Here is a 16,729-nt window from a genome sequence, read left to right as displayed (position 1 = left end):
CGATTTTAGGGAGTTCACGCACAGAGCGCCGCGGCGCACCATCGCCTCCTCTTCACGGATGCAAAGGGTGGAACATGCGAACCGGATCGTCGTCGCGCCGGGGCACGCTGGTGGCCGCGTCGCTGGGCTTCGTCGTGGTGCTGCTCGACGTGAGCGTGGTCAATGTCGCGCTCGACGCGCTGCTGCGCGAGTTCCGCACCGACGTGGCCGGGCTGCAATGGGTGGTCAATGCCTACACGCTGGTGTTCGCGGCCCTGCTGCTGAGCAGCGGCGCGCTCGGCGACCGCTTCGGGCCGCGCCGCATCTACCTCGGCGGCCTCGCGCTGTTCACCGTGGCCTCGGTCGCCTGCGGCGCGGCGCCCGGGCTCGGCACGCTGGTGGCGGCGCGCCTGCTGCAGGGCGTCGGCGCGGCGCTGCTGGTGCCCAACTCGCTGCTGATGCTGCAGCGGGCCTTCGCGGACCCGGCCGAGCGCAGCCGCGCGATCGGCTGGTGGGGCGCGATCGGCGGCATCGCGATGGCGGCCGGGCCGGTGCTCGGCGGCGTGCTGGTCGCGCACGGGGGCTGGCGCAGCATCTTCCTGATCAACCTGCCGATCGGCCTGCTGGCCGGGGCCCTGACCATGCGCCACGTGCCCGCCGACGGGCCGGGCCATGCGCGGCGCCTCGACGGGCCCGGGCAACTGGCGGCCGTGCTCGCGCTCGCCGCGCTGACGGCGACGCTGGTCGAGGCCGGGCGGCTGGGCTGGACCAGCGCCTGGGTCGCGGGCGGGCTGCTGCTGGCGCTCGCGGCGGGCGGGGCCTTCGTCTGGATCGAGGCACGCAGCGCCGCGCCGATGCTGCCGCTGGGCCTGCTGCGCATCCGCGCCTTCGCGATCGCCTCCCTGTGCGGCGTGGTCGTCAACTTCGGCTACTACGGGCTGGTCTTCGTCTTCAGCCTGTTCTTCCAGGTCCAGCAGCACCTGTCGCCGCAGCGGACCGGCCTGGCCTTCCTGCCGATGACGCTGGTGCTGATGGGCGCCAGCGTGCTCGCGGGCCGGCTCGTCACGCGCATCGGCGCGCGGCGGCTGATGGCGATGGGGCTGGGCCTGGCGGCTTGCGGCTATGCGCTGCTGCTGCCGGTGCGCATCGAGGGCGCCTATGCCTGGCTGGTCTTGCCGATGCTGCTGGCCGCGAGCGGCACGGCGCTGTGCGTGCCGACGATGACCAACCTCGCGCTGTCTTCGGTCGAGGCCTCGCGCGCGGGCATCGCCTCGGGCGTGCTGAACGCCGCGCGCCAGGTCGGCGGGCTGCTCGGGGTCGCGGTGTTCGGCCACCTGGTGCGCCACACCGCGCCGCAGGCTTTCCTGCGCGGCATGCAGCTGTCGGCGGGCATCGCCGCCGTTTTGCTGCTGCTGGGCTGCGCGCTGTGCTGGTGGCGGCTCGCGCCGTTGCCGCGCGGCCGATGAAGGCGGCGGCGGGCCGCGCTCAGGCCGCGGCGCGCACCGCGAGCCAGTCGAACAGCTGCGGGGCCGGCAGCGCGCGCGAGTACAGGAAGCCCTGCAGCTCGTCGCAGCCCATCGTCAGCAGGATGTCGCGCTGGGCCTCGTTCTCGACGCCCTCGGCCACCACGCTCAGGCCCAGCGCGTGCGCGAGCCGGATCACGGCGTCGACCACGGCGCGCGAATCCTCCTTGGATTCAAGGTCCTGCACGAAGCTGCGGTCGATCTTGACCTGGCGCGCGGGCAGCCGGCGCAGCTGGCTCAGGCTCGAGTAGCCGGTGCCGAAATCGTCGATCGACAGGAACACGCCCACGGCCGCCAGGCCCTCGAAGGTGCGTTGCGTGGCGCGGATGTCCTCCATCGCCACCGACTCGGTGATCTCGCACAGCAGCAGCGAGGCCGGCACCGCATGCCGAGTCAGCGCGCGCTCGACGCGCTCGACGAAATCGACCTCGCGCAGCTGCATCACAGACAGGTTCACCGCCACCGGCATCGACAGGCCCTGCGTGCGCCACTGCGCGATCTGCCGGCAGGCCTCGTCGAGGATCCAGTCGCCCAGGCGCACGATCATGCCGAAGCGCTCGGCCAGCCCGATGAACTGCATCGGCCCGATCAGGCCGAGCTCGGGGTGGTTCCAGCGCACCAGCGCTTCCACGCCGCTGAGCGAACCGTCGCGCCCGTCCATCTTCGGCTGGTAGTGCAGCTCGAACTGGTTCAGGTCGACGGCCCGGCGCAGGTCGCTCTGCAGCCGCAGCTGCGCCGCCACGTCGGAGCCCATGTGCGATTCGAACATCACGTAGTTCGCGCCGCCGGCGCGCTTGGCGATGTACATCGCGGCGTCGGCATTGGCCACGAGCTTGTCGGGCTCGCCCTGGCCGGGATAGACCACGATGCCGATCGAGCAGGCGATCTGCAGCGGCTTGTCCTGCAGCGAGAAGGGCTCGGCCAGCTTGCGCAGCGCGCGGTTGGCGACCTGGGCAGCCTCGGCCGCATCGCTCACGCCCTCGAGCAGTAGCAGGAACTCGTCGCCGCCGATGCGCGCCACCGTGTCGCCGTCGCCCGCGACCTCCGTCAGCCGCCTGGCCGCGGCACGCAGGATCTCGTCGCCGGCCGCGTGGCCGAAGGAATCGTTGATCGGCTTGAAGCCGTCGAGGTCGACGAACAGGATCGCCACGCGTTCCTTCACCAGCGGCTGGTTGACGCGCGCCATGCGCGCGAGCGCGTGCTCGAGCCGGTCCTCGAACAGCACGCGGTTGGGCAGGCCGGTCAGCGCGTCGGTGAAGGCATGGCGCTGCAGCTCGCGGTTGGCATGGGTGAGCTCGGCATTGGCGTCCTCGAGCGACAGCGCCAGGCGCTGCGTGACCATCTGCATGCGCGCCTCGAGGATCGAGCCGAGCAGCGTGCCCAGCAGCAGCACGCACGACGCCAGCACCACGATCACCGTGAGCCCGGCGCCATGCAGCTCGCCCGCGCTCAGGCAGACCGAATCGGGCGCGAAATTCGCTGCCGCCATGCCCGTGTAGTGCATGCCGCAGATCGCCACGCCCATCACCAGCGCGGCCAGCAGCTGCACGGCCGGGCGCCGGGCGGCGCTCACGCGGCCCAGGTTGCGCATGATCAGCAGCGCCACCGCCGAGGCGCCGATGCCGATCAGCGCGGACAGCGCCACGATCACCGGCTGCCACAGGATGCCGGGTGCCATCTGCAGCGCCGCCATGCCGATGTAGTGCATGGCGCAGATGCCGCCGCCCATGACCAGCGAGGCCAGGCCCAGCCGCCCGAGGCTGTAGTTGGGCCGGCTCGCGACCCACAGCGCCACGCCCGAGGCCGCGACCGCCGCGACCCACGACAGGAAGGTGTACCAGCCCGAGAAGCCGAGTTCGATCGGCAGCGTGAAGCCCAGCATGCCCACGAAGTGCATCGACCAGATCCCCGTGCCCAGCACCACCGAGCCGACGCTCCACCACAGCGGCTGGAAATCCCCGCGCGGCCCGCGCATGCGCCGCGACAAATCGAGCGCGACGAAGGAAGCCAGGGTGGCGATCAGCAGGGAGGCCGCGACGATCAGCGGGTCGTGGTGGGACGGGAGAAAAAGAGACGGGGCGTTCACCTCCCGAGTATCTCGCGAGCTTGTAACAAGGGGTTGACGCGGGGGCGAGTGGCCGTGCCGTGGAACCGGGCACTCCCGGCTAGTCGCGCGCGGGGACGGAAGGCCGGGTCCAGGGTGTCGCCTGGGAGACGGCCTGCCTCGCCATCGCCTCGATCACCGCCAGCTTCGGCACCAGCGGCGCCGGCGAAGCCGTGCGGCTGTGCGACAGCGACACGGCGACCAGCGCCTGCGCGAGGCGCACGGTCACCTCGACGGGATCGAGCAGGGCCAGCGGGAAGTCGGGCGCGATCTTGCGCGCCGCGGTGCTCAGCGCGCCGCTGTCGAAGCACAGCACCTCGGCGCCCTGATCGAGGCATTCCCACAGCGTGGCGCGCAGCGCATGCGGCGCATCCGGCTCGGCCGTGCGCAGCGCCGCGCAGTGGCGCTCGATGCCCCACTGGCGCTGCGCGGCGGCGGCGCGCACGGCGCGTTCGCGCGTGCCGGCGATCAGCGCGAAGCGGCCGCCGAGCGTGAGCGCATGCAGCGCCACGGTCTTGCCGGTGGCGAGCACGGGCAGCGCGAGCATCGAGCGCAGCGCGTTCGCGCCGCCGTCGTCGAGGGCATCGACGCACACGGCATCGAAGCCTTCCTCGGCGGCATGGCGGCCGGCCTCGAACACGGCGAGGTCCTCGAGCGCGGCGTCGACGAAGCCGCCGGCGGCACTCCAGGCGCCGCCGACGGCGCGGTACGTTGCGTCGATGTCGGATTCGAAGGCCGGTCGCGGCGCGGCGATCGCGGGCTCGGAGAACGCGTGCGGTTGCAGGACGAGGATGCGGGTCATGGCGGGTTCGTCGAAGGAGGAGGGGGTGTCAGGCCTCGGCGCGCGCGCCGGCCGCGAGCACCGCGGCGAGCCATTCGGGCCGCGGCGCGGCCTGCGGCGGATAGGCGCGCGGGCTGTGGGGCGCGCGCAGCCGCACCGCGGCCTCGGCCAGTGCGTAGCTCAGCGGGCCGGGATTGACCACCGGCACCGGCAGCCGCTGCGCCAGGTGCGGATGCGCCTGGTGCATGGTCGTCGAGCCGAGGATGATCACGTCGGCCCCGTCCTCGCGCACGCATTGCAGCGCCACCTCCTCGAGCCGCGGGAACACTTCCTCCTCCTTGCCGGCCAGCAGGTTGCGGTTGTCGGGCCGCAGGTTGGCGGCGCGCACCGAGGCGCAATGCGCCTGCAGCCCCAGCTCGGCGATGGTCTTGCGGTACAGCGGCTGCCAGGCGTCCCACATGGTGAGGATCGAGAAGCGGCGCCCGAGCATCATCGCCGTGAGCATCGCGTGGCGGCCGGGGCCGATCACGGGAATGGCGAGCGCGGCGCGCAGCGCGGTCATGCCGGTGTCGCTCATGGTGTCGATGCACACGGCATCGAAGCCATCGCGCTCGGCGCCGAGGCCCACCTCGAGGATCGACAGCTCGGCGATCACGGAGTCGTGCCCGCTCACGTAGTTGGAGGGCGCGACCTTGGTCGTGCGGTACTCGAGCGTGGTGCCGCCTTGCAGCTGCACGGCGCGCGACTGCTCGCGGCGCTGCGCGAGGTTGTGGGCGTCGAGCGGGAAGGGGACGATGACCAGGATGCGTGTCACTTGGAGACCTCGGTGTCGCGGGAGATGGCGTTCGTCGCTCAGTGCGCGGACCGGTGCTCGAGCCGGCTCAGCATCCGCACCGCGGGCCAGAGGATGGCCAGGTAGATCAGCGCGGCCAGCAACATCGGCGTGGCGTTGTAGGTGGCTGCGCGCGCCATGTCGGCGTTGTAGAGCAGCTCGGGCATGGCCACCACGCTCGCGAGCGAGGTGAGCTTGACGACCTCGACGATGTTGGAGACCAGGTCGGGCAGCACGTTGCGCACGGCCTGCGGCACGACGATGTAGGCCAGGGTGGTGAAGCGGCCGAGGCCGGTGGAGGCGGCGGCCTCGCGCTGGCCCGGGCCCACGGACTCGAGGCCGGCGCGGAACACCTCGCAGAAGTAGCTGGTCATGCTCAGCACGAGCGCCACGCACACCGCCGCGAACGGCGAGAGCCGCACGCCGAAGAAGGGCAGGCCCGAGTAGGTGAAGATCAGGATCACCAGCGGCGGCAGCGAGCGGAACAGGTCGACGAAGACCACCACCAGCCAGCGCAGCCAGCGCTGCCGCGCGCCGCCGGCGATGGCCGCGAGCAGGCCCGAGGCGAGGCCCACGGGAATGGTGCACAGGCAGATCAGCAACGTGACCCACAGCCCCTGCATCAGCAGCGGAAAGACCTCCGCCATGATCGAGAGGTCGAAGAACTGTTCGAGAAGCTGGTTCATGGCGGTCCTGGCGGCACGGTGGCGCGGGTGGTCAGCGGCGCTTCCAGCGGAAGCGGCGTTCGATCGCGCGGCCCAGCGCGACGAAGGGCACGAAGATCGCGAGGTAGGCGATGGCCGCCATGAACAGCGGCGTGCCGCTGCCGCTGAAGGACTGGGCGGTCGAGGCCTGGTTGAGGATCTCGGGCACGCCGATGACCGTGCCCAGCGCCGAGTTCTTGGTGATGGCGATGGTGCGGTTGGTCAGCGGCGGCACCGTGATGCGCAGGGCCTGCGGCAGCACCACGTAGACATAGGCCTGCGTGAAGCCCAGGCCGGTGGAACGCGCGGCCTCCCACTGGCCCTTGGGCACCGACAGCAGCCCGGCCCAGAAGATCTCCTCGGCGAAGGCTGCGAGCACCAGGCTCAGCACCAGCCACAGCACGACGAAGGCCGACAGGCTCAGGCCCGCGTTCGGCAGGCCGAAGAAGGCCAGCAGGATCACGACCAGCGGCGGCAGCGCGCGGAAGATGTCGACGAAGCCGACGATCAGCAGGTTCAGCGCACGGATGCGGTAGACGCGCACCGATGCGAGCGCCAGGCCCAGCGCGATGCCGGTCACGATGACCGCCGCGGCCACCTGCAGCGTGACCACGGCGCCGGCCGCGATGTTCGGGCCATAGGTGCGGAAGATCGCGGGGTTCGCGAAGACCTCGAGGAAGCGTTGCCATTCCATGGTGCCGGGTTCTCTCTTGTCGTTCTTCTCAATGCAGCGCGTCGGTCATGAAGTCGCGCGCGCGGCTGCCCGGCGGCGCCGCGAGGATCTGCGCGGGCGAGCCCTGCTCGACGACCACGCCGTGCTCCATGAAGACGATGCGGTCGGCGGCGTCGCGCGCGAAGCGCATCTCGTGGCTGACCACGACCATGGTGACGCCGGTCTTCTTGAGCTCCTGCATCACCTGCAGCACCTCGGACACGAGCTCGGGATCGAGCGCCGAGGTGGGCTCGTCGAACAGCATGATCTTCGGCTCGAGCGCCAGCGCGCGCGCGATCGCCGCGCGCTGCTGCTGCCCGCCCGAGAGCTCGCCCGGATAGGCCCTGGCCTTGTGCGCCAGGCCCACGCGCTCCAGCGCGGCCAGGCCCGCGCGGTCGGCCTCGGCGGCGGACAGGCCGCGCACCTTGCGCAGCGCGAGCGTCACGTTGGAGAGCACGCGAAGGTGCGGATAGAGGTTGAACTGCTGGAACACCATGCCCACGCGCTGGCGCAGCAGGTTCAGGTTCGTGCGCGGCGAGAGCAGGTCCTCGCCGTCGACGGTGATCGAGCCGCCATCGGGTTCCTCGAGCCGGTTGCAGCAGCGCAGCAGGGTCGACTTGCCCGAGCCCGAGGGGCCGATGATGAAGACCAGCTCGCCCGGGGCGATCGACAGGTCGATGGACTTGAGCACTTCGTTGCCGCCGAAATGCTTGCGCAGTCCGTGGATCTGCAGGATGGGCGCGTTCATGCGGGGCACTTCCGTCGGGTCATGGCCGCGGCCTTCATTTCTTGCAGTTCGCCGGATGCGGCGCGGCGTCGTGGCCGGGCAGGCCGGCCACGCCGTAGCCGGGTTCGACCGTGGTGGCGACCGAGCCGGCCGCGGGCGCGACGCCGAACCACTTCTCGTAGAGCCTGGCGACCTCGCCGCGCGCCTTGAGGCATTCGAGCGCGCCCTCGACCTCGTTGCGCAGCGCGACCGAGTCCTTGCGGAAGGCCATCGAGAACACCTCGCCGGTCGCATGGCGGTAGCCGGGCCGCAGCCGCGGGTTCTTCTTGACCGCCCAGGCGACCTCGGTGGTGTTGGTGAGCGCGGCCGCGCTGCGTCCCGAGATCACGGCCGCGATGGCGTCGTTGGTGGTGCCGTAGGACTCGACGATCCAGCCCGTGGTGGGCGCCTGCGCGCGCGCCCAGGCGTCGTAGGCCGCGCCCTTGTTGACCGAGATGGTCTTGCCGCGGTAGGACTCGAGCGTTTCGAGCGGCGCCGAGGCGGCCGTCACGAACTGGTAGTCGGTGTTGAGGAAGCCCTCGGTGAAGATCATGCTCTCGGCGCGCAGCGGCGTGGCCGTGACGGGCGCGCCGACGAAGTCGATGTTGCCGGCCTGCATCGCGGGGAACACGCCCGAGTACTGCATCGCCGCGACGTCGATCCTGCGTCCCAGCTGCGTGCCGATGGCCGCGAGCAGGTCGATGCTGAAGCCCTCGAGGCCGCCGCTGAGCCTGGTCATCGCGAAGGGCGCGGCCACGGGGTCGACCGCGGTGCGAAGCGGCGCCGGCTGCGCGAGCGCGGTGGAGGCGGTGAAGGCCACGAGGCCGAGCGCGAGCAGTGCCGCCTTGAGTGAGCTATGCAACATGCGGTCTTTCCTTGGAGCAGTGGATGAATCGGTCGGCGATGTCGCCCGCGGTGGTGACGAGCAGGTCGCTGCGTTCGCGCAGCAGCTCGAGGGCCTGGCGCAGGTAGCGGATGCGGTGCGGCGCACCGAACAGCCAGGGATGGATGCCGATCGAGAACACGCGGCCCTCGGGCAGGGCCGCGGCGCCGTCGAGCATGTCGCGCACCAGGCCGGGAAAGCGCTCGGGCGCGATGCGCCGCAGGGCGATGGTCTGCACGTCGTCGAGCTCGGTGGGCGCGGGCAGCGCGACCAGCCCGCGCGGCAGCTCGCCGGTCGCCTGCCAGTAGGGCTGGTCGTCGTTCGGCCAGTCGAGCGTGTAGGCGAAGCCCGCTTCGCGCAGCAGCGCGCCGGTGCGCGGCGTCAAGCCGTGGTCCTGGCCGAGCCAGCCGCGCAGCGGCGTGGGGCAGGCCGAGGCGACGATGTCGCGGCAGGCGACGATGAACGCGCGCTCCTCGGCCTCGTCCATGCGCGCGCTGATCATGCGGTTGGCCGAGAAGCCGTGCACCGCCACCTCCCAGCCGCGCCGCACGATCTCGGCCACCAGCTCGGGATGGGTCTGGACCACGGCCGCGCCGAGCGCGACCGTGGGCGCGACGCCGAATTCGTCGAGCAGCGAGAGGATGCGCCAGACGCCGACGCGGTTGCCATAGGCGCGCGCGCTCCAGGTGCGGAACTCGGGCGCGAAGGTGCCGAACTCGCCCTTGAAGCGCGGGTCGCGCAGGCTGCCCTCGGGTGGCGCGAGCTCCCAGTGCTCGAGCTGCAGCACCAGGCAGGCCGCGAGCCGGCGCGTGCCGAACGAGAGCGCGGGGCGCGCGGGCAGCGGCTCGAAGTCGTAGAGCGCGTGGTCCATGCCGCGCGGCGCCGGCTGCGCGCAGGGCAGGGGCGAGCCGCTCATGGCGCGGCTCCCGTTTGCGTACGGAGGGCATCGCGAGTTGCATCGCGTGCCGCATCGGCCGCCAGCGTGGCCTCGTAGCCGTTGGCGTAGTACCAGTCGGCGATCTCCTCGCCGGTGGCGAACCACACCTTGTCGTGCGAGGCGATGTGGCGCAGCGCCGCCTCGAGGTAGCGCAGGCGGTGCGGCCGGCCCATGATGTACGGGTGGAACGCGATGTTCATGACGCGCGGCTGCACCTCGCCCTCGGCATACAGCGTGTCGAACATGTCCTGCGCGATGCGCAGGAACTCGGGGCCCTCGGCGGCGCCGGCATGCAGCACCGCGTCGTTGAGCTCGGTCTGGTAGGGCAGGCTGATGAGCCTGCCGCTGCGCACCGCGATCGGTGTCGGCTGGTCGTCGTGGTAGAGGTCGCAGTAGTACTTGAAGCCGGCCTCGGCCACGAGGTCGGGCGTGCGCAGCGTGTGCGAGATGGCCGGCGAGAACCAGCCCGCCATGCGCCGGTCCGTGAGGCGGCGGAAGCGCTCGACGCAGTTCGCGATCAGCGCGCGCTCGGCGTCCTCGTCGAGGTCCCACAGGTACTGGGTGTTGTAGATGCCGTGGCACATCGTGTCCCAGCCGCGTGCCTCGCAGGCTTCCATGATCTGCGGATAGCGCTCGAAGTTGGCGACGCTCAGCGACACCGTCGCGCGGATGCCGAGGCGATCGAACAGCTCGAAGATCGGCCAGACGCCGACGCGGTTGCCGTAGTCCTTGGCGCCGTAGCCGAGCACGTCGGGATGCGGCATGCGCGGCCAGGGGTCGCGCACGCGCACCGGGTCGGGCAGCCATTCGTAGTGCTCGAGGTTGGGACAGACCCAGACCGCGATGCGCGCGCCGCCGGGCAGCGTGAGCCGGGGCCGCTGGAAGATGGAGCCGCCGCGCAGGCGGTCGGGGTCGCGCACCTGCATGGCGTCAGCGCGTCGCGGGGGCGTCGGGCCAGGTCGCCAGCACTTCGGCGGCGGTGGCATGCGGATAGCGGGCGCGCATGAACTGCAGCGAGCCCTCGTGCAGCGCGGCGCTGGTGCTGCTCAGCAGCTCGGGCACCGTCACCATGTAGTAGTCGTGGTAGGAGCCGCCGCGCAGCGTGGACTCCACGCAGCCCTCGGTCGAGTTGCCGACCAGCACCAGGGTCTGGATGCCGCGGGCGCGCAGCAGGCCGTCGAGCGGCGTGCGCACGAAGGCGTCGGGGCGGAACTTCTCCACCACCACGTCGCGCGGGCCGGGCACCAGCCCGTCGACCAGCTCGGCGCCCCAGCTGCCCTTGAGCGTGTACTCGGGCGTCTTGCCGTCGCGGCACTTGAAGCGCAGCCAGGCCGGCGAATCGCTCAGGCCGTGCGGCAGCGTGAGCTGGCGGATGAAGGCCACCATCACCTGCCGCGCCTGCACCTCGCGCACGAAGGCCGAGAGCGCGGGCACCGAGGCGGCGATGGCGCCGATGTCCTTGCCGTTGCGCGCGAAGTGGCCGTCGGGGTGGCAGAAGTCGTTCTGCATGTCGATCACCACGACGGCGGTGTGCCGCGGGTCGACCAGTTCGGCCAGCGTGTCGAGGACGGGAACGCCTTGGATGGTGCGCATGCTGTGGATCGCTTTCGGTTCTGAATTTCTATCTGGTAGAATTTATTTCTCTCTGATAGAAAATCATAGGCGAGCTCTTTCCACAAAGTCAAACTGGGGCAGACCCCGAGGAGCATGGACATGACGCCCAAGGGCAAGACAACGGCCGCGCGCAAGACCGCGGCCGCGGCCGATACACAGGCCGATTCGCAGGCCGAGGCCGAGACCAGGGACAAGCCGCGCGTCGAGGCCGTCGAGCGCGCGCTGTCGGTGCTGGAGGCCTTCGCCGACGGCACGCCGCGCATGCCGCTGAGCGAGATATCGGCGCGCACCGGCTTCTATCCGAGCACCGTGCTGCGGCTCTTCCATTCGCTCGAGCACTTCGGCTACCTGCACCGCGACGACGACGGCTTCTTCCGCCTCGGGCCTTCGCTGTGGCGGCTCGGCGTGCTCTACCAGAACACCTTCGACCTCGAGCGCCATGTGCGTCCCGTGCTCGACCGCCTCGTCGAGCGCCTGGGCGAGACCGCGGCCTTCTACATCCGCGAGGGCGACCGGCGCATCTGCCTGTACCGCCGCTTCGCCGCGAGTTCGATCGGCCATCACGTGGAGGAGGGCGCCGAGCTGCCGATGGACCGCGGCGCGAGCGCGCACGTGCTGATGGCCTTCACCGGCGCCAAGGGCGCGAAGTACGACGCGGTGCGGCGCGACGGGCTCTACGTGTCCTATGGCGAGCGCAATCCCGATGCGAACGCGATCGCGGTGCCGGTCCACGGACAGGGCGATGCCTTCGTCGGCGCGCTGAGCATCATCGGCCCGGTCAACCGGCTCGTGGGGGCCACCATCGACAAGAGCATTCCGGTGCTGCAGGAGGCCGCGCAGGCACTGGCGCGCAGCTTGCGCGGACGCTAGGAGCCTGCGCCGCTCAGCGGCTCAGCCGCTCGACCATGAAGTCGACGAACACGCGCATCTTCGGCGGCAGGTGCCGGTCGGGCAGCCACACCGCCGAGATCGTGGGGCCGAAGGGCGGGCGCACGGTCCAGTCCGGCAGCAGCCGCACGATGCTGCCCTGGCGAAGGTCCTCGTCGACCACGAAATCGGGCAGCAGCGCCACGCCAAGCCCCTGGCGCACCGCGTCGCGCAGCGACTCGCTGCTGTTGACGAGCAGATTGCCGCTCACGCGTACGGCGCGCACGTCGCGCGGGCCATCGGCGCCGTCGAAGCGCCAGAGCTGGTGGGTTTCGCCCTCGCCGTAGCGCAGACAGTTGAGGGCGGCCAGGTCCTCGGGGCTGGCGGGCGCGGCCACGCGCGCGAGATAGCCGGGCGCCGCGCACAGCAGGTACGCGGTGCTGCCCAGCGGCCGCGCGACCGCGCCCGCGGGCAGCTCGCGCGTGGTGCGGATCGCGATGTCGAAGCCTTCTTCCGCCAGGTCCACCGCCCGGTCGAGCAGCACCAGCTGCACCCGCATCTCGGGATAGGCCTCGAGGAAGGCCGGCAGCGCGGGCGCGACCACCAGCCGCCCGAGCGTCATCGGCGCCGTGACGCGCAACAGGCCCATCGGCCGCTGCAGCAGCGAGGCGACCTCGCCGCCCGCGCTGCGGCACAGCGCGATCGCCTCGGCGGTGCGGTCGTACAGCGTCTGGCCGGCGGCGGTGGGGCTCAGGCTGCGCGTGGTGCGGCGCAGCAGCTGCACGTCGAGCAGCGTTTCCAGCCTTGCGATCTGCTTGCTCACGGCCGACTTGCTGGTGCCGAGCATGCGCGCGGCGCCGGTGAAGCTGCGGGCCTCGACGACGCAGGCGAACACGGCGATGCCGGCCATCTGTTCGGGAAGGTGGTCGCTCATGGCGGGAAACCTCGAAAGTAGCGAGAAGTCGGATTGTTTCCGAATGGAAACGGCAGGACTGAAATTCCCGCGATTGTCTCCAATTCGGCGCTGCCGAATACTGCGGCTCCCCCGACGACGCTTTCTTCTTCCGCCATGACGACCATCGCTTTCTTCCGTATCGCCGCCGTGCTGGCTCTCGGCGCGCTGTGCCTGCAGGCCGGCGCCGCCACCGTGCTGCCCCTGAAGCTCGAGGCACGCGACCCCGCCGTCGCCGAGCTGCTCGCGGCCGACGCGCCGCTGGAGCGCCTGGCGACCGGCTTCGGCTTTGCCGAGGGGCCGCTGTGGATCGGCGACGCGAAGGGCGGCCATCTGCTCGTGAGCGACATTCCCGCGAACGTGGTCTACAAGCTGGACCGCGACGGCAAGGCCAGCGTGTTCCTCGAGCGCAGCGGCTACCGCGGCGTGGACCTCTGGCGCGTCGGCATGCCGTTCAACAACCTGCGCGATGCCGGGGACGCGGGCTTCGAGCAGTTCAACCTCAGCGGCTCGAACGGTCTGGCGCGCGACCGGCAGGGCCGGCTGCTGATCGCGACCTGGGCCGGACGCTCCATCGACCGCATCGAGCGCGACGGCGGCCGCACGGTGCTGGCCGACCGCTTCGAGGGCCGGCGCTTCAGCGGCACCAACGACCTGGTGGTGCGCAAGGACGGCTCGATCTACTTCACCGACATGTTCGGCGGCCTGCTGAAGCTCGACAAGGATCCGACGCGCGAGCTCGAGCGCGCGGGCGTGTTCATGCTGCGCGAGGGCAAGGTCACGCGGCTGGTCGACGACATCGCCGCGCCCAACGGCCTGGCCTTCTCGCCCGACCACCGGCTGCTGTATGTCGACGGCAGCGACGACCGCAAGGTGCGCCGCTACGAGGTGCGCGCCGACGGCACGCTAGGCGACGCACGCGTGCTGATCGACCTGAGCGCCGAGCCGGCGCCGGGCATCACCGACGGCATGAAGGTCGACACGCGCGGCAACCTGTGGCTCACGGGCCCGGGCGGCGTGTGGATCGTCGCGCCCGACGGCAGGCCGCTCGGCGTCATCGCGCTGCCCGAGGCCGCCACCAACCTCGCCTTCGGCGATGCCGACCGCCGCACGCTGTTCATCACCTCGCCGACCAGCGTCTACAGGCTGCGCACGCGCGTCGCGGGGCTGCCCTGACCCATTCATTCATCAACGCAACAGGAGTGCATCGAACATGGATCTCAAACTCTCCGGCAAGGTCGCGATCGTGACCGGCGCGAGCATCGGCGTGGGCCGCGCGATCGCGCGCTCGCTGGCCCAGGAGGGCGCCCGGCTGGCCATCGTCGCGCGCGGCAGGGAGCGGCTCGAGGCGGTCGCCGACGCGCTCGCGGCCGAGGGCTTCGAACGGCCGCTGGTGCTGGCTTGCGACATCACGCAGCCCGACACGCCGTCCGTGGTGCGCGCCGCGGTGCTGGAAGCCTTCGGCAGCGCCGACATCCTCGTGAACAACGCGGGAGGCTCGCGGCCCTTCGAAGGACTCGGCACGGCGCGCCAATGGGAGGACGCGATGGCGCTGAACTTCCATGCGGCGCGCGAGCTGACCCATGCGCTGATCGACGACATGCGCGCGCGCGGCTTCGGCCGCATCGTGAACATCACGGGCGGGGACGAGCCGGTGGCGATCAACGGCGCGGTGCCGCCCAATGGCGCGACGCACATCTGGGCCAAGGCGCTGTCGCGCCACGTCGCGAAGGACGGCATCACGATCAATTCGATTCCGCCGGGACGCATCCACTCCGAGCAGGTCGACCACAAGCTGCTGCCGACCGAGGAAGCGCAGCGGCGCTGGGTGGAGGAGAACTGTCCCGCGGGCTACATCGGCGAGCCCGAGGACCTGTCGGTGCTGGTGGCGTTCCTGTGTTCGCCGCTGGCGCGCTACATCACGGGCCAGGTGATCCACGTCGATGGCGGGGCGCGGCGCTTCTCGCACTGAGGCGCGCGCGGGACACGGTCGAACCGGCTAACGCCGCGCGCCGAAGGCCGTGACCACGTAGTCGGAGAGCTCGAAACCCAGTTCCGACGCGATGACCTTGAGGCGGTTCTCGATCTCGGGGTCGAAGAACTCGAGCACGTCGCCGGTCTTGGTGCACACCAGGTGGCCGTGGTGGCGTTCGCGGTCGTTGAGTTCGTAGACGGCCTTGTTGTTGCCGAGCTGGCTCTTCTTGAGCAGGCCCGTCTGCTCGAACTGGGCCAGCACACGGTAGACGGTGGCCAGGCCGAGGTCGGTCTGCTCGGCCAGCAGCTGGCGGTAGACGTCTTCCGCCGCCATGTGCCGCTGCTTGCTGGTGCGGAACAGGTCCAGCACCTTCAGGCGCGGCAGGGTGGCCTTGAGCCCGGTCTGCTTCAGGTCGGGAGCGGCGGCGTGCTCGTCCATGCGCGTGCGTCCGGTCGATGTTCGTCGGCGTGGGAAAAAAATGCATGGCTGGCCGGTGAACCGATGGCTAGCAAAAAACGACCCTTGGAGACCGTTGAGTCTCGGAGTCGCCCCACGATGAAACTGAAACTACTTGGTCAGGATGAGCTTGCCCAGCTTGGTGGCCTGCAGCCTGTACACGAATCCGTTGTGCGAGATCTCGACCACCTTCTGGCCGCGCAGCAGCGCCGCGCTGTCGAGGCTGGCCGTCGAGAGCGCCGCGGCTTCGCGGGCGACTTCGTCGGCGAGCACCGGCGCGTGCACGAAGGCCTCGGCCGCCAGGGCGACGGGCTGCGGCGTCGCGGCGCGGCGTACGCGCAGGGTCGGACGGTGGCTCGTCAGTCCCGACGGGGACGGTTGGCTTCCTTGAGAGAGGAGAGCTTGCATGGTGGCGGTGGTTGCTTCGCAATGAAGCTGGTTGGTGACTTGGCTCGACTATAGCACTGAATGAGAGTGATTCGCATTAATGGAAGATGAATTTTCAGTCGATGGATGAAAAGAGCCCATTGAGCTCGCCGACCGACAGCATGCGTTCGTCCATCGCATCGAAGCGACCCTGCGCGAAGGCCTCGCTCGCGAGCTGGCCCACCAGGCCCAGCGCCGCCTGCAGCGGACCGCAGCCGAGGCTGATGCGGCGCGCGCCGGCCCGGGCGAGGGTCTCGGCCGTGGGCGCGCCCGCATAGCCCGCGTACACGTTCACCGGCAGGGCGACCGCGCGCGACAGGCGCGCGATCTCCTCGGGGCTCGACAGGCCGGGCACGAAGATGCCGTCCGCGCCCGCCGCCGCGCAGAGCGTGGCGCGGCGCAGCGTTTCCTCGAAGCGCGCCGCCGGGTCGTCCCAGGGGACGATGTGGGTGTCGGTGCGCGCATTGATGAAGAAGTGCCCATCGAGCGCGCGGATCGCCGCGATGCGCTCGCACAGCACCTCGGGCGGCGCCAGCTCGCGCGTGCCGGGCCGCGTTCCGTCCTCGATGTTGATGCCGGCCACGCCCAGGTCGATGAGCGCCGCCGCCACGTCGCGTACCGCCTGCGTGCTGTCGCCATAGCCGCGTTCGAGGTCCACGCTCACCGGCACGCGCGACACGCGGCGGATGCGCGCGCAGGCCGCGACCAGTTCATCGGCGGGCATTCGTTCGCCGTCCGCATAGCCGAGCGACCACGCGATGCCCGCGCTGGTGGTGGCGATGGCGCTCGCGCCGGCGCGTTCGATGACGCGGGCGCTGGCGGCGTCCCAGGCGTTGACGAGGATCAGGGGCGCGGGGGCCGTGTGCAGGCGATGAAAGAGGTCGGTCTGTGATGGCATCGGCTCGGGCGGTTAGGTGAAGGTGGCCAGAGCTTAGGAAAGGCGCGACGCGGCGGCTTGGAAAAAACTGCGGTCGCGACCCTTGAAAGTGCTGCCTGCAAGAGCGTGTCGCGCCCGAAGAAAGCCGTCATTTGTCGGGTCAATAACAACAGATGCTGCCCGAAGCTTCCCGATTTCCTCTTTATTCAGATTTCAGGAACCAAGACCTCCAGCGTGGCTGTTCTGACCAGGGAAGGCTGCACTGTTTTCTCTTTGCAACGGCCCGCGCTCAAGACTGACGAAAAGCTGAACCAACAGTTATGAACCATTGCGGTGCAATT

General features: G+C 70.6%; 19 protein-coding genes. 5 read left to right on the top strand and 14 right to left on the bottom strand.

Annotated elements, in window-relative coordinates; all coding sequences use genetic code 11:
* Positions 1 to 74 precede the first annotated feature (74 nt).
* Entirely contained in the window at positions 75 to 1,445 is a 1,371-nt protein-coding gene (locus tag ACHMXE_RS01175; RefSeq protein ID WP_395346377.1) for an MFS transporter, read from the top strand.
* Positions 1,446 to 1,464: 19 nt separating this feature from the next.
* On the opposite strand, the gene ACHMXE_RS01170 is transcribed toward ACHMXE_RS01175, so the two are convergent.
* From ACHMXE_RS01170 to ACHMXE_RS01125, 10 genes are all read right to left on the bottom strand, one after another.
* Entirely contained in the window at positions 1,465 to 3,588 is a 2,124-nt protein-coding gene (locus ACHMXE_RS01170; RefSeq protein WP_203207127.1) for a bifunctional diguanylate cyclase/phosphodiesterase, read from the bottom strand.
* 79 nt (positions 3,589 to 3,667) lie between these two features.
* Positions 3,668 to 4,408 (bottom strand): aspartate/glutamate racemase family protein, encoded by a 741-nt coding sequence (locus ACHMXE_RS01165; protein ID WP_395346376.1) that lies wholly within the window; start codon positions 4,406 to 4,408, stop codon positions 3,668 to 3,670.
* Between the two features lie 28 nt (positions 4,409 to 4,436).
* Positions 4,437 to 5,201, bottom strand: coding sequence for an aspartate/glutamate racemase family protein (locus tag ACHMXE_RS01160; RefSeq protein ID WP_395346375.1), 765 nt, complete (start codon positions 5,199 to 5,201; stop codon positions 4,437 to 4,439).
* Positions 5,202 to 5,239: 38 nt separating this feature from the next.
* Positions 5,240 to 5,905, bottom strand: a complete 666-nt coding sequence (locus tag ACHMXE_RS01155; protein WP_395346374.1) for an amino acid ABC transporter permease — start codon at positions 5,903 to 5,905, stop codon at positions 5,240 to 5,242.
* A 31-nt stretch (positions 5,906 to 5,936) separates the two neighbouring features.
* A complete protein-coding gene (locus ACHMXE_RS01150) occupies positions 5,937 to 6,617 on the bottom strand; it encodes an amino acid ABC transporter permease (protein WP_395346373.1) in 681 nt (226 codons plus the stop codon).
* A gap of 28 nt (positions 6,618 to 6,645) precedes the next feature.
* On the bottom strand, positions 6,646 to 7,383 hold the full coding sequence (locus ACHMXE_RS01145) for an amino acid ABC transporter ATP-binding protein (protein WP_395346371.1): 738 nt from the start codon (positions 7,381 to 7,383) through the stop codon (positions 6,646 to 6,648).
* A gap of 34 nt (positions 7,384 to 7,417) precedes the next feature.
* On the bottom strand, positions 7,418 to 8,266 hold the full coding sequence (locus tag ACHMXE_RS01140) for a transporter substrate-binding domain-containing protein (RefSeq protein WP_203207132.1): 849 nt from the start codon (positions 8,264 to 8,266) through the stop codon (positions 7,418 to 7,420).
* Positions 8,256 to 9,200, bottom strand: a complete 945-nt coding sequence (locus ACHMXE_RS01135; RefSeq protein ID WP_395346369.1) for a polysaccharide deacetylase family protein — start codon at positions 9,198 to 9,200, stop codon at positions 8,256 to 8,258. The genes ACHMXE_RS01140 and ACHMXE_RS01135 overlap by 11 nt, the downstream gene beginning before the upstream one ends.
* Positions 9,197 to 10,147 carry a polysaccharide deacetylase family protein gene (locus ACHMXE_RS01130; protein WP_395346368.1) on the bottom strand — a complete coding sequence of 317 codons (951 nt, stop codon included), beginning with the start codon at positions 10,145 to 10,147 and terminating at the stop codon, positions 9,197 to 9,199. Before ACHMXE_RS01130 ends, ACHMXE_RS01135 begins: the two co-directional genes overlap by 4 nt.
* A gap of 4 nt (positions 10,148 to 10,151) precedes the next feature.
* Complete coding sequence (locus ACHMXE_RS01125; RefSeq protein ID WP_203207135.1) at positions 10,152 to 10,814, bottom strand: cysteine hydrolase family protein; 663 nt, start codon at positions 10,812 to 10,814, stop codon at positions 10,152 to 10,154.
* Positions 10,815 to 10,934: 120 nt separating this feature from the next.
* On the opposite strand from ACHMXE_RS01125, the gene ACHMXE_RS01120 reads away from it, so the two are divergent.
* Positions 10,935 to 11,705 (top strand): IclR family transcriptional regulator, encoded by a 771-nt coding sequence (locus ACHMXE_RS01120; RefSeq protein ID WP_395346366.1) that lies wholly within the window; start codon positions 10,935 to 10,937, stop codon positions 11,703 to 11,705.
* Between the two features lie 13 nt (positions 11,706 to 11,718).
* Here the strand turns inward: ACHMXE_RS01120 and ACHMXE_RS01115 are convergent, their stop codons facing one another.
* On the bottom strand, positions 11,719 to 12,636 hold the full coding sequence (locus ACHMXE_RS01115; protein WP_395346365.1) for a LysR family transcriptional regulator: 918 nt from the start codon (positions 12,634 to 12,636) through the stop codon (positions 11,719 to 11,721).
* Positions 12,637 to 12,771: 135 nt separating this feature from the next.
* Here ACHMXE_RS01115 and ACHMXE_RS01110 point away from each other — a divergent pair, with 135 nt between their 5' ends.
* Both ACHMXE_RS01110 and ACHMXE_RS01105 read left to right on the top strand, forming a co-directional pair.
* On the top strand, positions 12,772 to 13,830 hold the full coding sequence (locus ACHMXE_RS01110) for an SMP-30/gluconolactonase/LRE family protein (protein ID WP_395346363.1): 1,059 nt from the start codon (positions 12,772 to 12,774) through the stop codon (positions 13,828 to 13,830).
* A 37-nt stretch (positions 13,831 to 13,867) separates the two neighbouring features.
* Positions 13,868 to 14,626, top strand: a complete 759-nt coding sequence (locus tag ACHMXE_RS01105; RefSeq protein ID WP_209539612.1) for an SDR family oxidoreductase — start codon at positions 13,868 to 13,870, stop codon at positions 14,624 to 14,626.
* A gap of 27 nt (positions 14,627 to 14,653) precedes the next feature.
* Here the strand turns inward: ACHMXE_RS01105 and ACHMXE_RS01100 are convergent, their stop codons facing one another.
* The 3 genes from ACHMXE_RS01100 to ACHMXE_RS01090 all read right to left on the bottom strand — a co-directional run bounded on the left by ACHMXE_RS01100 (position 14,654) and on the right by ACHMXE_RS01090 (position 16,409).
* A complete protein-coding gene (locus ACHMXE_RS01100; RefSeq protein ID WP_203207140.1) occupies positions 14,654 to 15,067 on the bottom strand; it encodes a transcriptional repressor in 414 nt (137 codons plus the stop codon).
* 129 nt (positions 15,068 to 15,196) lie between these two features.
* On the bottom strand, positions 15,197 to 15,358 hold the full coding sequence (gene hemP / locus ACHMXE_RS01095; RefSeq protein ID WP_395347389.1) for a hemin uptake protein HemP: 162 nt from the start codon (positions 15,356 to 15,358) through the stop codon (positions 15,197 to 15,199).
* A 229-nt stretch (positions 15,359 to 15,587) separates the two neighbouring features.
* Entirely contained in the window at positions 15,588 to 16,409 is an 822-nt protein-coding gene (locus tag ACHMXE_RS01090; protein WP_395346362.1) for an isocitrate lyase/phosphoenolpyruvate mutase family protein, read from the bottom strand.
* A gap of 57 nt (positions 16,410 to 16,466) precedes the next feature.
* Between ACHMXE_RS01090 and ACHMXE_RS01085 the strand changes: the two genes are divergently transcribed.
* Positions 16,467 to 16,712 (top strand): hypothetical protein, encoded by a 246-nt coding sequence (locus ACHMXE_RS01085; protein WP_395346360.1) that lies wholly within the window; start codon positions 16,467 to 16,469, stop codon positions 16,710 to 16,712.
* Positions 16,713 to 16,729: the final 17 nt, after the last annotated feature.

It is taken from the genome of Variovorax sp. UC122_21, assembly GCF_044056785.1.
GTDB lineage: Bacteria > Pseudomonadota > Gammaproteobacteria > Burkholderiales > Burkholderiaceae_C > Variovorax.
This window is presented reverse-complemented; position numbering and strand designations above follow the sequence as displayed.

Excerpts from the sequence above, each read along its gene's own strand:
- ACHMXE_RS01090 (WP_395346362.1), bottom strand. The coding sequence starts at position 16,409 with ATGCCATCACAGACCGACCTCTTTCATCGCCTGCACACGGCCCCCGCG.
- ACHMXE_RS01125 (WP_203207135.1), bottom strand. The coding sequence starts at position 10,814 with ATGCGCACCATCCAAGGCGTTCCCGTCCTCGACACGCTGGCCGAACTG.
- ACHMXE_RS01145 (WP_395346371.1), bottom strand. The coding sequence starts at position 7,383 with ATGAACGCGCCCATCCTGCAGATCCACGGACTGCGCAAGCATTTCGGC.
- ACHMXE_RS01140 (WP_203207132.1), bottom strand. The coding sequence starts at position 8,266 with ATGTTGCATAGCTCACTCAAGGCGGCACTGCTCGCGCTCGGCCTCGTG.
- ACHMXE_RS01175 (WP_395346377.1), top strand. The coding sequence starts at position 75 with ATGCGAACCGGATCGTCGTCGCGCCGGGGCACGCTGGTGGCCGCGTCG.
- ACHMXE_RS01100 (WP_203207140.1), bottom strand. The coding sequence starts at position 15,067 with ATGGACGAGCACGCCGCCGCTCCCGACCTGAAGCAGACCGGGCTCAAG.
- ACHMXE_RS01165 (WP_395346376.1), bottom strand. The coding sequence starts at position 4,408 with ATGACCCGCATCCTCGTCCTGCAACCGCACGCGTTCTCCGAGCCCGCG.
- ACHMXE_RS01135 (WP_395346369.1), bottom strand. The coding sequence starts at position 9,200 with ATGAGCGGCTCGCCCCTGCCCTGCGCGCAGCCGGCGCCGCGCGGCATG.
- ACHMXE_RS01155 (WP_395346374.1), bottom strand. The coding sequence starts at position 5,905 with ATGAACCAGCTTCTCGAACAGTTCTTCGACCTCTCGATCATGGCGGAG.
- ACHMXE_RS01110 (WP_395346363.1), top strand. The coding sequence starts at position 12,772 with ATGACGACCATCGCTTTCTTCCGTATCGCCGCCGTGCTGGCTCTCGGC.
- ACHMXE_RS01130 (WP_395346368.1), bottom strand. The coding sequence starts at position 10,147 with ATGCAGGTGCGCGACCCCGACCGCCTGCGCGGCGGCTCCATCTTCCAG.
- ACHMXE_RS01105 (WP_209539612.1), top strand. The coding sequence starts at position 13,868 with ATGGATCTCAAACTCTCCGGCAAGGTCGCGATCGTGACCGGCGCGAGC.
- ACHMXE_RS01120 (WP_395346366.1), top strand. The coding sequence starts at position 10,935 with ATGACGCCCAAGGGCAAGACAACGGCCGCGCGCAAGACCGCGGCCGCG.
- ACHMXE_RS01115 (WP_395346365.1), bottom strand. The coding sequence starts at position 12,636 with ATGAGCGACCACCTTCCCGAACAGATGGCCGGCATCGCCGTGTTCGCC.
- ACHMXE_RS01150 (WP_395346373.1), bottom strand. The coding sequence starts at position 6,617 with ATGGAATGGCAACGCTTCCTCGAGGTCTTCGCGAACCCCGCGATCTTC.